Source organism: Burkholderia sp. Bp9004, from assembly GCF_003858025.1.
GTDB classification, from domain to species: domain Bacteria; phylum Pseudomonadota; class Gammaproteobacteria; order Burkholderiales; family Burkholderiaceae; genus Burkholderia; species Burkholderia diffusa.
This window is the reverse complement of record NZ_QTQD01000002.1, coordinates 112,532-126,504: the sequence shown is the minus strand read 5'-3', so window position 1 is coordinate 126,504 and position 13,973 is coordinate 112,532. Positions and strand designations below refer to the sequence as shown.

The window sequence follows — 13,973 nt, the reverse complement described above, 5'->3', positions numbered from 1 at the left end:
GGGACGCCAAAACTGTGATGGCCGGCGACACGGCTACCCCGGCCGCGCCCCGGCACTTCACACCGCCACCGCCCCTCGCTGCAGCTTCGCCGCCTGCGCCCCCACCCGCCCCCGCCAGTTCTCCCCGCCCTCCAGCGCCGGCGTCGACTCGAACAGCTCCGCGATCCAGTCCGCGAACACGCGCACCTTCTGCGACAGATGCCGATTGTGCGGATACACGATCGAGATCGGCTTGGGCTTCGGATTGCAGTCGGGCAGCACCTCGACCAGCGAGCCGTCGCGCAGGTGCGGCAGCACCATGAACAGCGTCGGCTGGATCATCCCGAACCCTTCGAGCCCGCACGTCACGTACGCATCCGAATCGTTGACGGTGACGCTGCCGTTCATCCGCACCTCGACCGGCTTGCCCTCGATCATGAACACCCACGGAATCGCCCGTGCGCCGTGGCTCGCGCGGAAATTCACCGCATGATGGTCGGCCAGGTCGGCGATCTCCTGAGGCTCGCCGCGACGCGCCAGATAGTCGGGCGACGCGCAGGTCACGCGCTTGAGCATCCCGATCCGCCGCGCGACCATCGACGAATCCTCGAGCGGCCCGACCCGGATCATGCAGTCGATGCCCTCCTCGACCGGATCCACGTAGCGGTCCGACAAGCCGAGGTCGAGCGTGATGTCCGGATAACGCTGCCGGAAGACCGACAGCGCCGGCAACACGACGCGCCGCCCGAGCGAACTCGGCATGTGGACGCGCAGCACGCCGCTCGGCTTGCGGTTGCCGGTCTGGAAACTCGCGTCGGCTTCCGCGATCTCCGAGATGATCTTCATGCAATGCTCGTAATACGCGGCGCCCTCCGGCGTCAGCGACAGCCGGCGCGTCGTCCGGTGCATCAGACGCACTCCGAGCAGCGCCTCGAGATTCTGGATGATGGTCGTCACCGACGCGCGCGGCATCGCGAGCGTGTCGGCCGCGCGCGTGAAGCTGTTCGCGTCGACCACGCGGGTGAAAACTTCCATTGCCTGAATGCGGTCCATGCTGCGCCCCCTTCGAATCGCCAACGGAACAGAATAGAGCGCGCAACCCGCGCGGCACAAGCCCCCGTCTATTGTTTGCCCCGCCTGAATAGTTGAAGCGTTTCGGACTGAAAAGTGATACGGATTCGTGCAGTTCCAGACGCGGCAGCTCCGTCCCCGGTCGCCATGCGCGGCGCGTTCGCCGTTCGCCGTTCGCCGTTCGCCGTTCGCCGTTCGCCGTTCGCCGTTCGCCGTTCGCCGTTCGCCGTTCGCCGGCACGTTACCGCACGAACCGCTCGCGATAGCCCTGCGGCGACACGCCGAGCACGCGCACGAAACTGCGCCGCAGCGTCTCTTCCGAGCCGAATCCGCACCGAGTGGCGATCCGCTTGACGGGCCACGCGGTTTCGCCGAGCAGACGCTGCGCGGCCTCGACACGAATCTGCTCGACCGCGCGCGCGGGCGTGCGGCCGGTTTCCGCACGATAGTGACGCACGAAGCTGCGCTCGCTCATGCTGACGCGCTCGGCGAGCGCCGGCACCGACAGGTCGGCCGTCAGGTGCTCAGCGATCCAAGCATGGAGTTCACCGAAGCGGTCGTCGGTACGCTGCATCGATAACATCGTGCTGAACTGCGCCTGCCCGCCCGGCCGCTTCAGGAACACGACGAGCTCGCGCGCGGCGTCGAGCGCGACCGCCCGCCCGAGATCCTCCTCGACCAGCGCGAGCGCGAGATCGATGCCGGCCGTCACGCCGGCCGACGTCCACAGCGCGCCTTCGCGGATGAAGATCGGATCGGGCTCGACGCGCACGTTCGGATAGCGCGCCGAGAATTCGTCGCAGCGCGCCCAGTGCGTGACCGCGCGCCGCCCGTCGAGCAGGCCGGCCTCGGCGAGCAGGAACGCGCCGGTGCAGACCGATGCCACGCGTCGCGCGCGCTGCGCCTGCTGCCGGACCCACCGCACCATCCGCGCATCCTGCGACGCGGCGTGCACGCCCTTGCCGCCGGCCACGATCAGCGTATCGGGCCACCCGGCCGAGCGCAGCGAGTCGGCCATCACCACGAGGCCGGAGGACGTCTCGACCGGCCCCGCCTCCGCGGCGACGACACGTGGCGCGTACGGTGCGGGTCGCCCGCGCTCCTGCGCGAGTTCGTTGACGGATGCGAACACCTGCAGCGGCCCGGACACGTCGAGCAACTGCGCACGGGGAAACGCGAGGACGAGGATCGAGCGCGGAGCGGCAGGCATGGCGATTGGCTGAAAACGTGGGCGATATGGCAATTTCGCCAAACACTACGCGCCTAGAATCGATCTGTCCATCGTGCGCCGACCGTGGCGCATCCCCTTCCCTTCGGAGCGTTCGCATGACCCTGCATATCGGCCTTCTCGTGTTTCCGGGCGTCCAGCAACTCGATCTCACCGGCCCGCACGACGTGTTCGCGTCGTTGCCCGACGTGACCGTCCATCTGGTCTGGAAATCGCGCGGCACCGTCGCGTCGAGCAGCGGCCTCGCGCTCGCGCCAACCTGCACGTTCGACGATTGCCCGCCGCTCGACGTGATCTGCGTGCCCGGCGGGATCGGCATCAACGACCTGCTGCTCGATGCCGAAACGATCGCGTTCGTGCAGCAGCGCGCGGCCGCCGCGCGCTACGTGACGTCGGTCTGCACGGGTGCGCTGCTGCTCGGCGTGGCCGGCCTGCTGCGCGGCCGCCGCGCGACGACGCACTGGGCATTTCATTCGCTGCTCGCGCCGCTCGGGGCGGTGCCCGTGCGCGAGCGCGTGGTGCGCGACGGCAACCTGATCACCGGCGGCGGCGTGACGGCCGGCATCGACTTCGCGTTGACGATCGCCGCCGAACTCGTCGGCGACGAAGAGGCGCAGTCGATCCAGCTGGCGCTCGAATATGCGCCCGCGCCGCCGTTCGATGCGGGCTCGCCGGATACCGCGCCGGCGTCGGTGCTGAAGCGCGTGACCGAGCGCTCGGCGGCAGGGCTGGAGAAGCGCAGGCAGACGATCGACGCGGCGTTGCGCGCGATGTCGCGCTGAAAACGGGCACACGAAAACCGAAGGGTGGGCGAGCCGCACGGCCACGCAGCCTGCCCGACCTCCGTAGCGCATTGACGGACCGGACCTACCGATGAACATCATCCGCAGCACCGCATTCACCGCGCAATGCCCGTGGGGCGCGCTGGACATCGCGAACCTGAACGGCATCACGGTCCGCCTGCACTGGACCGATCGGCCATACCATTGGCATGTGAACGACGGCGAGGAAGTTTTCGCGGTGCTCGACGGCCGCGTCGAGATGCGCTACCGCGCAGCAGGTATCGAGCACGCGACGGTGCTCGAAACGGGAGACGTATTTCACGCGACGATCGGCACCGAACACGTCGCACACCCGCTCGGCGAAGCGCGCATCCTCGTGATCGAGACCGAGGGCAGCGACTGACGACGGGCCTCAGCCCGCGATGGTGCCCGTCCCCTGCGACGGGATCAGCTTCGGCTGCGGCGTGCACAGGCACTGGCACAGGTCGTGTTCGAGCGCGACGACCTTGCCCATCACGGTCATCGTCCGCTCGCCGCCGTCGGACACGATCACGCCCTGCGTCTTGCACGCGGCGCAGAACACCGGCGCGCCGAGATAGGCGAGTTCGCGGCCGTCGAACGACGAATTGGCGATTCCGTCGAGCACGACACCGCCATGGTCGGTCGTGTCGCCCTTCAGGATGAATTTGCGGCTCATGCTTCGGCTCTCCCTCGGAAACGCCGCGCAGCGCGGCGTCAGGCCGCGCGCGGGCAGTCGGTATCCGCCCGTCGGTCGCGGGCGTTTCGCGAGGATATCACCGCGCAGCCGATCGTCGAATGCACGTCGTTCAGCGCGGCGTTCGCACTGTCTCTATGCACCGACACCGTGTCGTGCGCGCGGAAGCACTTCATGGAGATCGACTGGATGCGCGAGCGGATGGTCACGATCGACGTGAAGGAGTCGATCCCGGCCTTGTCGGCCGGCGTGCTCACGCGGCGCAATGCGCTGAACACGATCGCGTGCGACTACCGGATTCACTGCTTCGTCGAAGCCGTGCGCCGGCACGATCGCACGAAGCGGCCAGGGCGATAGCGACGCGCTCAAACGAACAACGCGACGCAAAGCGCGGCGCCGCACAGATACGTGCCGAGCGCGCCGATGAAACGCAGGGGGTTCGGCTTGCCCATCGTCGGCCACGCAAGCAGTCCGATCACGAGCAGACAGCGGCACGCGGTTGCCGCGACGATCAACGAGACGATCGCGCGCGACGGGTCGTGTGCGCCGAAATAGAGAAACAGCACTGCGAGAAACGGCGCGTATTCGGCCGTGTTGCCGTGCGCGCGCACGATCTTGTGCAACCCGTCGGTCGGATCGGACGCACACCCGGAACCGGTGGTGTGCCGGAAGCGCGTAACGGACACGATCAGGCCGAGCCCGAACAGCAGCAATCCCAGGATCGTCGTGCAAACGAGCGCGACGGGATGGATCGACATGGCACCCCCGGTGAGAGCGGTCACGCGCCGCACATCCGCCGATCGTACCTGCAGCCGGTGCACCCGGCTATCGCGGAAACCCGTACCGTCCTCACGCACCGGCCACGGAGAGGATCGGACCCGAATTGCGATCGATACGGCAGCAATGCACAAACCCGGTGCGTGAGCGGCCGGCGCGGCCTGCCGCCGTCGCTCGTGGCGTGCCAGCGGTGCGCGCAAACGTTACTCCACGGCGACACATGCCACCGCACCGCAACGCCGATGCCGCATGTCACGGGCATGTGCGTTGCGTCGACGCATCTCGGTATTGAACCGCCCTTGGCAGCCCGCTGCGGAGGACTACACTAATCCTTAATGAGGTGCGGCCGGAGCCTGCGCCTTCAGGGAGACGCCGCCATGAATCGGCCGCTGAATCGCATCCTGCCGCGTGTGACCGGGAGTGCCTCGGTCTGGACGTGGATCAAGTGGTCCTTGCTGGCCGCGCTGGTGATCGCGATCGCGATCATCGCGCGACTCGTGATGACCGAGATCGAGACGTCGCGCCTGCAGGCGCACTACCTGTCCGAGCTCACCCGAGACGTCGGCTACACCGTCGAGGCCGGCGCAAGCGACCACATCCGCTTCCCCGCCAACGGGCCGTACGACCAGCGCCTCGGCTACTCGATGATTCCCGCGTTCCAGCAGCATCTGCTCGCGCGCGGCTTCGTCGTCGGCAAGCAGGCGCGCGATTCGCAACGCATGCTGTCGCTCGCCGATCACGGCCTGTTCCTGCCTTACGAAGAGAAAGACCAGGCCGGGCTGATGCTGTTCGATTCGACCGGCGCGCCGCTGTTCGCGACCGTGTTCCCGCAGCGCGTCTATGCCGACTTCGACACGGTGCCGCGCGTGATCGCGGATTCGCTGCTGTTCATCGAGGATCGCTACCTGCTCGACGCGAACCAGCCGAACCGCAACCCGGCGATCGACTGGGGACGCTTCAGCCGCGCGCTCGCCGACCAGGCGATGCACGTCGTCAACCATCACCAGGCGCGTCCGGGCGGCAGCACGCTCGCGACGCAGATCGAGAAGTTCCGCCATTCGCCCGACGGCCGCACCGCGACGCCGCCGGAGAAGCTGCGACAGATCGCGTCCGCGTCGGTCCTCGCGTACCTGAATGGTCCGCAGACGATGCTCGCGCGGCGCGCGATCCTGGTGCGCTACCTGAACTCGGTGCCGCTCGCCGCGCGGCCGCACGTGGGTGAAATCACCGGCATCGGCGACGGTCTCGCCGCGTGGTACGGCCGCGACTTCAACGACGTGAACCGGATTCTGTCCGCGCCGACGAGCGGCGACAACGTCGACGAACAGGGCAAGACGTTCCGCGAGGTGCTGTCGCTGATCATCGCGCAGCGCGCGCCGTCGTACTTCCTGAATCGCGGCTATCCGGCGCTGCAGAAGCTGACCGACAGCTATCTGCGGCTCCTGTCGAACGGCGGCGTGATCTCGCCCGCGCTGCGCGATGCGGCGCTCGCCGCGCAGATCGAGCGCAGCGCGCCGCCGGCCGCCGCGCACGTGCAGTCGTTCGTGTCGCGCAAGGCCATATCGTCCGCGCGCGCGTCGCTGCTGTCGGCACTGGGGATCAGCGACCTGTACCAGCTCGACCAGCTCGACCTCGAAGCAACCAGCACGCTCGACAACGGCGTGCAGCAGGCGGTCGCCGAACGGCTCGCGCAGGCGTCGACCCGCGACGGCGCGCAGGCCGCCGGCCTGTACGGCTTCGAGATGCTCGCCCCGAAGGACGACCCATCGCACCTCACGTACAGCTTCACGTTGTACGAGCACCGCAACGGCGCGAACATGCTGCGCGTGCAGACCGACAGCGTGAACCAGCCGTTCGACGTGAACCGCGGCGGCCGCATCAACCTCGGCTCGACCGCGAAGCTGCGCACGCTGATCACCTACCTGCAGATCGTCTCCGACCTGCATGCGCGCTACGGCGACCTGTCGAACGCGCAACTCGCGAAGGTGAAGCCCGACCCGATCGACGGGCTGTCGCGCTGGGCGCTCGATTACCTGTCGCATACGCGCGATCGCTCGCTGCAGGCGATGCTCGACGCGGCGGTCGAACGCAAGTACTCGGCGAGCCCCGACGTGTTCTACACGGGAGGCGGCGCGCAGGTGTTCTCGAACTTCGAGAAGTCGGACAACGGCCGCATCCTGACGCTGCATGCGGCGTTCGAGCACTCGGTCAACCTCGTGTTCGTGCGGCTGATGCGCGACATCGTCCATTACGAGATGCTGCAGGCAGCCGGCCCGTCGTCGTCGTGGCTCGGCGATCCGGAGCAGCGCAAGCATTACCTCGAGCAGTTCGTCGACGGCGAAAGCAAGGTCTACGTGAAGCGTTACTACACGCGCTATGCGGGCAAGGCGCCCGACGACGCGCTCGCGCTGATGCTGCAGGACGTGCGCAAGTCGCCGCCGAAGATCGCGACGGTGCTGCGCAGCGTCGCGCCGAACGAATCGCTCGCGTGGTTCAGCGCGCAGATGCGCGCGCATCTGAAGGGCACGCCGGCCGCGACGCTTTCGGACGACGATCTCGCCGCGCTCTACGCGAAGTACGCGATCGAGCGGTTCAACCTCAACGATCGCGGCTATATCGCGAGCGTCCACCCGCTCGCGCTGTGGACGCTCAACTATCTGCGCGCGCACCCGAACGCGCCGCTCGGCGAAGTTCAGCGCGAAAGCCGCGATGCGCGCTTCTACACGTACTCGTGGCTGTACAAGACGCGCTACCACGCGACCCAGGACCGGCGCATTCGCCACATGGTCGAGCTGCGCGCGTACGGGGAGATCACGAAAGCGTGGCGTGCGCTCGGCTACCCGTTCGCGGAAGTCACGCCGTCATACGCGGCCGCGATCGGCGCATCGGGCGACCAGCCCGACGCGCTCGCGAAACTGATCGGCCTGATCGCGAACGGCGGCCAGAAAGCGCCGACCGAGACGATCACGCGCCTCGACTTCGCGAAGGGCACGCCGTACGAAACGCGCTTCGTGCGCGCGGTCGCGCAGCCGCAGCCGATGCTGTCACCGGAGATCGTCAACGTGGCGCGCACGCTGCTGCGCGACGTCGTGCTCAACGGCACCGCGCGGCGTCTCGCGGGCGGCTTCACGCTGCCCGACGGCAAGACGCTCCAGGTGTACGGCAAGACCGGGACGGGCGACCAGCGCTTCAATGTCTACGCGCGCGGCGCGCGGCTGATCGAATCGCGCAAGGTCAATCGCAGCGGCACGTTCGTGTTCGTGCTCGGCGACCGCTTCTTCGGTGTGCTGACGGCGACCGCACACGAACCGTACGCTGCACGCTACGACTTCACGAGCGCGATGGCCGTGCAGTTGCTGAAGTCGATGGCGCCGGCGCTCGCGCCGCTGATCGAGCGTCCCGTCACGGCCGGCACGCGCACGACGGGCCCGGCGCCGCAGGCGGAAACGCCGGCGCCGCAGGCCGCGCCGGTCGAGCCGTCCTGAGGGCGGCGCGCGCGTCGGCGATGTCCTGACCGGACACCATTGGCGCGGCCGATTCAAGCGCGTACAGTAGCGCGCACCGCGTCGCGCGCATTGTGCGACAGCGCCCGCCCCACCCACGCCGACCACGAGGAAAACCGCCATGCTCGAACTGCGCCCCGGCTGCGAATGCTGCGACAAGGACCTGCCGCCCGATTCGCCGGACGCACGCATTTGCACCTTCGAATGCACGTTCTGCGCGACCTGCGCGGACGACGTGCTGAAGGGCCGCTGCCCGAACTGCGGCGGCGATCTGGTGGTGCGGCCGCGCCGCCCGGCGAGCCTGCTCGCGAAATATCCGGCGTCGACGCAACGCGTGCTGAAACCTGGCGGCTGCGCGAACCACTGAAGGCCTGCACCGCCCTCCCCGTCAAGACATCTCGATCCGCGCGCGCGTCACCGCGAGCAGCGACGCCATCGCGCGGCGCGCGCCGTCCTCGTCGCGCACGCGAATCGCATCGCTGACGGCCACGTGCTCCGCGAGCGACGCGTTGAACACATGCGCCCGGCGCGCGTTCAGATGCAGCTGTGCCTCGAGCGTCCGATCGATCAGTGCGCCGAGCGGCACCAGCAGCTCGTTGCCGCCGGCCTCCAGCACGCTCAGGTGAAAGCGCAGGTCCGCGCGCACCCATTCGTCTATGTTGCGGGCGGCGGCCATCGCGCGCACCGCGTCCTCGATCGCGTCAAAGGCGCCCGGCCCGTGCGCGCGCGCGGCCAGCGCGGCCGCATGCGGCTCGATCATCTCGCGCATCTCCTGCAGCTTCAGCGCGAACGCGAGCGGCGGCGCGACGCGCGCGTACCAGTCGAGCAGGTCGGCGTCGAGCAGGTTCCATGCGCGGCGCGGCCGCACGCGCGTGCCGACCTTCGGCCGCGATTCGACCAGCCCCTTCGACGTCAGCGTGCGCAGCGCCTCGCGCATCACCGTACGGCTCACACCGAACATCTCCATCAGGTCCGGCTCCCGCGGCAGCAGCGACTCGGGCGGATAGTCGCCGCGCAGGATCGCCGTCGCCAGCCGGAAGGCCGTCTGTCCATGCAGGTCGCGTTGAATGATCGTTCTCCGGTGGCCGGGTGCGCGGGCGGCTGCCCACTATCTGCACAATAGTGCTATTAATACTATTTTTTATCGGGCTACGCTAGGATAACCGTCACGCATTCGACCGGCGCCGCATCTGCATGTCCGCGCCGGTCAACCCTGGAGACTCGCGACATGAAAATCACCCGCCTCGAAACCTTCGTCGTCCCGCCGCGCTGGCTGTTCCTCAAGATCGAAACCGACGAAGGGATTGTCGGCTGGGGCGAACCGGTCGTCGAGGGCCGCGCGCACACGGTCGAAGCCGCCGTGCACGAACTCGCCGACTATCTGGTCGGCAAGGATCCGCTGCTGATCGAGGATCACTGGCAGGTGATGTACCGCGCCGGCTTCTACCGCGGCGGCCCGATCACGATGAGCGCGATCGCGGGTGTCGACCAGGCGTTGTGGGACATCAAGGGCAAGCATCACGGCGTGCCCGTGCACGCGCTGCTCGGCGGCCAGGTGCGCGACCGCATCAAGGTGTATTCGTGGATTGGCGGCGACCGACCGAGCGACGTCGCGAACAACGCGCGCGCGGTGGTCGAGCGCGGCTTCAAGGCCGTGAAGATGAACGGCTCCGAGGAGTTGCAGATTGTCGACACGTACGACAAGGTCGAGCAGGTGATCGCGAACGTCGCGGCGGTGCGCGACGCGGTCGGCCCGCACGTCGGGATCGGCGTCGACTTCCACGGCCGCGTGCACAAGCCGATGGCGAAGGTGCTCGCGAAGGAGCTCGATCCGTACAAGCTGATGTTCATCGAGGAGCCGGTGCTGTCGGAAAACGCCGAGGCGCTGCGCGACATCGTCAACCAGACCAACACGCCGATCGCGCTCGGCGAGCGGCTCTACTCGCGCTGGGATTTCAAGCACATCCTCGCGGGCGGCTACGTCGACATCATCCAGCCCGATGCGTCGCACGCGGGCGGCATCACCGAGTGCCGCAAGATCGCGACGCTCGCGGAAAGCTACGACGTCGCGCTCGCGCTGCACTGCCCGCTCGGCCCGATCGCACTGGCCGCGTGCCTGCAGCTCGATGCAGTCAGCTACAACGCGTTCATCCAGGAACAGAGCCTCGGCATCCACTACAACCAGGGCAACGACCTGCTCGACTACCTGCGCAACCCCGAGGTATTCCGCTACGAAGACGGCTTCGTCGCGATCCCGCAGGGCCCGGGGCTCGGCATCGACGTCAATGAGGAGAAAGTGCGCGAGATGGCGAAGACGGGACATCGCTGGCGCAACCCGGTGTGGCGTCACGCGGACGGCAGCGTCGCCGAGTGGTGATGAGGGCGTGAGATGAGGTGCGTTGCGCGGCGCGCATGCCGCGCACGGCTTCGAGACGGCCGCCCGACAGGCGGCCGTTTGTGCATCTGACGCACGCGACGCGCGGGCATCCGGCCCGGCACCGCGCCGCCCCGGCCGTCAGCCGAGCGCCGCGAACCCCGGTACGCTGAACGACAGCACGGCGGCCGCGACGAATACGCCGACCATCGTCAGCGCCTCGAGGTGCAGGATGTTGCGGAACGTGTGCGCGTCTTCGGTCGACGCGGTACGGCGCAGGCGCGGCAGCGCGGAGAAGCGGTTCAACCCGCCGAGCACGAGCGCGAGCGCGACGAGCAGCAGCTTGAGCAACAGCACGCGCCCCCACGTGCTGCCGTCGAGCGGCGCGAGCGAGCCGCCGAGCCCGCGCAGCGCGTTGAGCACGCCCGTGCCGAGCACGAACACGACCGCGATCGCCGACGTGCGCGACAGTTGCTGGCCGATCCGGATCAGCGCGCCGCGCGCGACCGACGAGCCGAGCACCGGCAGCACCGCGAGCCCGCCCGCGAGCACGAGGCCGCCCCACACCGCGGTGGCGAGCAGGTGCAGCGTCTGCACGCCGACCGCCGCGGACAGCGGGCCGGTATCGGCCGCATGGCCGAGCGACGCCTTGCCGGCCGCGACCACGATCACCGCGAACCACAGCACCGCGTGCGCGACCGGGCCCTCCGGCTTCGCCAGCGCGACGATCGCGAGCACGACGGCGCCGGCGAACGCGACGCTCCATGCGAAGCCCGTGTGCGTCTGCGCGAGCATGACGGGAATCGCGGCGAACGCGCCGCCGAGCCCCGCGCCGCTCATCGACGCGGCTTCGTACACCAGCCAGCCGAGATCGGCGAGCACGAGTGCCAGCGCCGCCGCGACCAGCGAATGTTGCGCGCGCAGCCACGCGGGATGCGCCGGCGCGACGACCGGCCGCGCGCCGTCCTTGCCGAGCCACGCCTTGAGCAGCGCCGAGCCGACGGCCATCGCGAACGTCGCGTCCATCAATGCCGCCAACGCGACCTGCCCGATCCACAAGCTGTCGATCCTCATCGCGCGCGCCCTCCCGGGAACGGCCGGCCTGCGGTGCGGCGGCAAATGGAACGACAGCGGGAAGACGGCAACGGCATGGTAGGGAACGTCATCGATGAATCCGGAAACGGGAGAAATGACTGGGTCTGCGGCGAAGGCGGCGCCGCGCGACCCGCGAGTGTAGGTCTTCGATGGTCAAAGCGCACGCCGGTTCACACAACCCGCGCACAAAGCGCGTCAAATTGTCGCAAGTCGCAATCAGGCAGGAACCGATGTCCTTTTGCCAAATAGCCGTCATTACCCATCGATGATAGAATGCCGCGTCGCAGCAGCCCGGCTGTCCTGCCGTCCATGCGCCGAGCCGATCGTAGCCCGGACAGGTCCCCGACGAATAAACATGGAGTCTCGTGTGTCTTCAAGACGCCTCTTCCGTCCGTTGCTTGCCGTTCTCCTGATCGGTGGCGCGGGCCTTACGAGCGCTGCCCAAGCGCAGACCAAGCCCACGGAGCAAGCGCACGCCCAGCAGGCGCCGCTCAAGGCACCCGATACCATGGCCGAGCGTGTGCGCGGCTGTACCGCATGCCATGGCGTTCACGGCCAGGGTACGGACAACGACTATTTCCCGCGGCTTGCCGGCAAGCCGGCGGAGTACCTGTACAACCAGCTCGTCAACTTCCGTGATGGCCGGCGCAAGTACCCGCCGATGAACTATCTGCTGACGTACCTGAACGACGATTACCTGAAAGAGATCGCCGAGCACTTCTCGGCCGAGCGCCCGCCGTACCCGACGCCGGCCAAGCCGACGCTGCCGGCTGCCACGCTCGCGCGCGGCAAACAGCTCGTCACGCAAGGCGATCCGTCGCGCAAGCTGCCGGCCTGCGTGGCCTGCCACGGCGCGGGCCTGACCGGCATGCAGCCGGCGATCCCGGGCCTCGTCGGCCTGCACGCCGATTACCTGAGCGCACAGCTCGGCGCATGGCGCTCGGGCAACCGCCACGCGAAGGCACCGGATTGCATGCACGAAATCGCGTCGAAGCTGTCCGACGAAGACGTGACGGCCGTGACCGCATGGCTCGCCGCGCAACCGGCGCCCGCCAACCCCGTGCCGGCCCCGGCGCGTTCGATGAAGACTCCGCTCGCCTGCGGCAGCGAACCGCAATAAGGCAAGGGAGACAGACACAATGAAACGCAAGTCCCTGTTTGCACTCTCGGCCGTCGCGATCGTCGCGGCTGCCGCCCTCGTGCCGGTCCTGTGGCCGGGCAACGACACGCTGCACGGCAACGCTGCCGTCGCGGCCACGCCGGCCGACCAGGCCGCGCTGATCAAGAAGGGCGAATACCTCGCGCGCGTCGGCGACTGTATCGCGTGCCACACCGTGCGCGGCGGCAAGTCGTTCGCGGGCGGCCTGCCGATGGCGACGCCGTTCGGCACGATGTACACGCCGAACATCACGCCGGACGACAAGGACGGTATCGGCAAGTGGACGTCGGACGACTTCTACCGCGCGATGCACACCGGCCGTTCGAAGGACGGCAGCCTGCTCTACCCGGGCTTCCCGTTCGCGAGCTACACGAAGGTCACGCGCGCCGACTCGGACGCGATCTACGCGTACCTGCGCTCGGTCCCGCCGGTCTCGGTGCCGAGCCGTCCGCATGAACTGAAGTTCCCGTTCAACAACCGCAACCTGCTGATCGGCTGGCGCACGCTGTTCTTCAAGGAAGGCGAATACAAGCCGGATCCGACCAAGTCGGTCGAATGGAACCGCGGCGCGTACCTCGTCGAAGGCCTCGGCCACTGCTCGATGTGCCACACGTCGATCAACATGATGGGCGGCCCGGTGAGCTCGGCGGCCTTCGCGGGCGGCCTGATCCCGCTGCAGAACTGGTATGCGCCGTCGCTGACGAACGACAAGGAACTCGGCCTCGGCGACTGGCACGTGCAGGAGCTGTCGGACCTGCTGCAGGCCGGCGTGTCGAACAAGGGTGCGGTGTTCGGCCCGATGGCCGACGTCGTTCACAACAGCCTGCAGTACATGAGCGACGAAGATACGCGCGCGATGTCGACGTACCTGAAGTCGATCCCGCAGAAGGCTGAAGCGCCGAAGAACATGCAGTACGAGCCGTCGAAGCAATTCGGCAACGCGCTGTTCGACCAGGGCAAGAAGATCTACGCGGACAACTGCGCGACCTGCCACGCCGAAACCGGTGCGGGCAAGCCGCCGGCGTATCCGCCGCTCGCGGGCAACCATTCGATCGTGATGGAATCGGCAGTCAACCCGATCCGCATGGTGCTGAATGGCGGCTATCCGCCGAGCACGTTCAAGAATCCGCGTCCGTACGGCATGCCGCCGTTCGCGCAATCGCTGTCGAACCAGGAAGTCGCAGCCGTTGTAACGTATATCCGGATGTCCTGGGGCAACAACGGTACGCCGATCTCGCCGCAACAGGTGAGTGACCTGCGTTCCGCGCCCCTTTGCTTTTTGCGACGCCA

The 13,973-nt window shown here is 68.1% G+C and carries 13 protein-coding genes and 1 pseudogene; 8 read left to right on the top strand and 6 right to left on the bottom strand.

What is annotated here, in order from left to right:
• Positions 1 to 57: 57 nt before the first annotated feature.
• Together DIE08_RS02785 and DIE08_RS02775 are read right to left on the bottom strand one after the other, a co-directional pair.
• Entirely contained in the window at positions 58 to 1,032 is a 975-nt protein-coding gene (locus tag DIE08_RS02785; RefSeq protein WP_124900955.1) for a LysR family transcriptional regulator, read from the bottom strand.
• Positions 1,033 to 1,291: 259 nt separating this feature from the next.
• Positions 1,292 to 2,260 carry a GlxA family transcriptional regulator gene (locus tag DIE08_RS02775; RefSeq protein ID WP_124900953.1) on the bottom strand — a complete coding sequence of 323 codons (969 nt, stop codon included), beginning with the start codon at positions 2,258 to 2,260 and terminating at the stop codon, positions 1,292 to 1,294.
• A gap of 116 nt (positions 2,261 to 2,376) precedes the next feature.
• On the opposite strand from DIE08_RS02775, the gene DIE08_RS02770 reads away from it, so the two are divergent.
• Both DIE08_RS02770 and DIE08_RS02765 read left to right on the top strand, forming a co-directional pair.
• A complete protein-coding gene (locus tag DIE08_RS02770) occupies positions 2,377 to 3,060 on the top strand; it encodes a DJ-1/PfpI family protein (RefSeq protein ID WP_124900952.1) in 684 nt (227 codons plus the stop codon).
• Positions 3,061 to 3,151: 91 nt separating this feature from the next.
• Positions 3,152 to 3,463, top strand: coding sequence for a cupin (locus DIE08_RS02765; RefSeq protein ID WP_124900951.1), 312 nt, complete (start codon positions 3,152 to 3,154; stop codon positions 3,461 to 3,463).
• A gap of 9 nt (positions 3,464 to 3,472) precedes the next feature.
• Here the strand turns inward: DIE08_RS02765 and DIE08_RS02760 are convergent, their stop codons facing one another.
• Complete coding sequence (locus DIE08_RS02760) at positions 3,473 to 3,757, bottom strand: PAAR domain-containing protein (protein WP_059607570.1); 285 nt, start codon at positions 3,755 to 3,757, stop codon at positions 3,473 to 3,475.
• 192 nt (positions 3,758 to 3,949) lie between these two features.
• Between DIE08_RS02760 and DIE08_RS02755 the strand changes: the two genes are divergently transcribed.
• Complete coding sequence (locus DIE08_RS02755) at positions 3,950 to 4,132, top strand: hypothetical protein (protein WP_260436448.1); 183 nt, start codon at positions 3,950 to 3,952, stop codon at positions 4,130 to 4,132.
• An 8-nt stretch (positions 4,133 to 4,140) separates the two neighbouring features.
• Here the strand turns inward: DIE08_RS02755 and DIE08_RS02750 are convergent, their stop codons facing one another.
• The gene (locus DIE08_RS02750) at positions 4,141 to 4,533 is read right to left on the bottom strand and encodes an MAPEG family protein (protein WP_124900950.1); all 393 of its coding nucleotides are present in this window, start codon (positions 4,531 to 4,533) and stop codon (positions 4,141 to 4,143) included.
• A 396-nt stretch (positions 4,534 to 4,929) separates the two neighbouring features.
• On the opposite strand from DIE08_RS02750, the gene DIE08_RS02745 reads away from it, so the two are divergent.
• Positions 4,930 to 8,037: a biosynthetic peptidoglycan transglycosylase gene (locus tag DIE08_RS02745; protein WP_124900949.1), complete on the top strand. Its 3,108-nt coding sequence runs from the start codon at positions 4,930 to 4,932 to the stop codon at positions 8,035 to 8,037.
• 139 nt (positions 8,038 to 8,176) lie between these two features.
• Positions 8,177 to 8,422 (top strand): DUF1272 domain-containing protein, encoded by a 246-nt coding sequence (locus DIE08_RS02740; protein ID WP_059528077.1) that lies wholly within the window; start codon positions 8,177 to 8,179, stop codon positions 8,420 to 8,422.
• Positions 8,423 to 8,443: 21 nt separating this feature from the next.
• Here DIE08_RS02740 and DIE08_RS02735 read toward each other — a convergent pair whose 3' ends face one another.
• A complete protein-coding gene (locus DIE08_RS02735; RefSeq protein WP_059607581.1) occupies positions 8,444 to 9,127 on the bottom strand; it encodes a FadR/GntR family transcriptional regulator in 684 nt (227 codons plus the stop codon).
• A gap of 156 nt (positions 9,128 to 9,283) precedes the next feature.
• On the opposite strand from DIE08_RS02735, the gene dgoD reads away from it, so the two are divergent.
• Positions 9,284 to 10,432, top strand: coding sequence for a galactonate dehydratase (gene dgoD / locus DIE08_RS02730; RefSeq protein ID WP_040144789.1), 1,149 nt, complete (start codon positions 9,284 to 9,286; stop codon positions 10,430 to 10,432).
• Positions 10,433 to 10,570: 138 nt separating this feature from the next.
• On the opposite strand, the gene DIE08_RS02725 is transcribed toward dgoD, so the two are convergent.
• Positions 10,571 to 11,503, bottom strand: coding sequence for a CopD family protein (locus DIE08_RS02725; protein ID WP_124900948.1), 933 nt, complete (start codon positions 11,501 to 11,503; stop codon positions 10,571 to 10,573).
• Positions 11,504 to 11,879: 376 nt separating this feature from the next.
• Here DIE08_RS02725 and DIE08_RS02720 point away from each other — a divergent pair, with 376 nt between their 5' ends.
• Entirely contained in the window at positions 11,880 to 12,644 is a 765-nt protein-coding gene (locus DIE08_RS02720; RefSeq protein ID WP_059528087.1) for a c-type cytochrome, read from the top strand.
• A gap of 19 nt (positions 12,645 to 12,663) precedes the next feature.
• A pseudogene (locus DIE08_RS02715) lies at positions 12,664 to 13,956 on the top strand (c-type cytochrome); the annotation flags it as partial.
• Between the last annotated feature and the right edge of the window lie 17 nt (positions 13,957 to 13,973).